Origin of the sequence: Actinospica durhamensis, assembly GCF_018139695.1 — a bacterium.
Lineage (GTDB): Bacteria > Actinomycetota > Actinomycetes > Streptomycetales > Catenulisporaceae > Actinospica > Actinospica durhamensis.
In genome coordinates this window covers 1-564 of the sequence record NZ_JAGSOG010000681.1, presented here as the reverse complement: position 1 = coordinate 564, position 564 = coordinate 1, and the positions used below count along the sequence as shown (strand labels likewise).

Sequence of the window (564 nt, the reverse complement as noted above, 5' to 3'; positions counted from 1 at the left end):
GTCCCGGAACTCCATCTCGAACCACTGGCTCCCCCGCGTGTACGTCGGGATCACCCCGTTCGCCAACACCCCGACCGGACAGCCCTCGTGCTCCTCGTCCGACACCCCGTCATAGAGCCAACCCATAGTGCGTCTCCCAGCGTCAGGTTCATCTGACGATCGATCGTCAGTGTTTCCTTCGACTTCAATGTATGGGAGTCCTGACATCGGAGCAAGGACGCCTCAAGCGAGTGCAGGAGTCGGCGCGATTTGAGGACGTTCGGCGTCCCCAAGGACCAGGCCGCGACGAGTTGCTCGAGACCGAGCGGGTCTTCCGCACCGCTCCCAACTTCGCCGCGCTGTACATGCCGTTCGATCCGCTAGTTCGCATGCGTGGTGACCCCGCAGCGTCCCGACATCTTCGTCTGGGACCACGAGTCCGACAGCAGACGCTGGGTGGCGAACAACCTGTCCGACTACCTCGGCAGATCCCTCAGCACCAGCGGCGACGACTGGTATCGATAGAGCAGCCGGTTAGCCGCCGACGCGATCTCAGCACGCTGGTCGCCATGCGCAGGGCGGGCG

At 63.8% G+C, this 564-nt stretch carries 1 protein-coding gene; it reads left to right on the top strand.

Annotated features, from left to right (window positions below; genetic code table 11):
* The first annotated feature begins 372 nt into the window (after positions 1–372).
* Positions 373–504: an SMI1/KNR4 family protein gene (locus tag KDL01_RS44320; RefSeq protein WP_246577720.1), complete on the top strand. Its 132-nt coding sequence runs from the start codon at positions 373–375 to the stop codon at positions 502–504.
* The last annotated feature ends 60 nt before the right edge of the window (positions 505–564 follow it).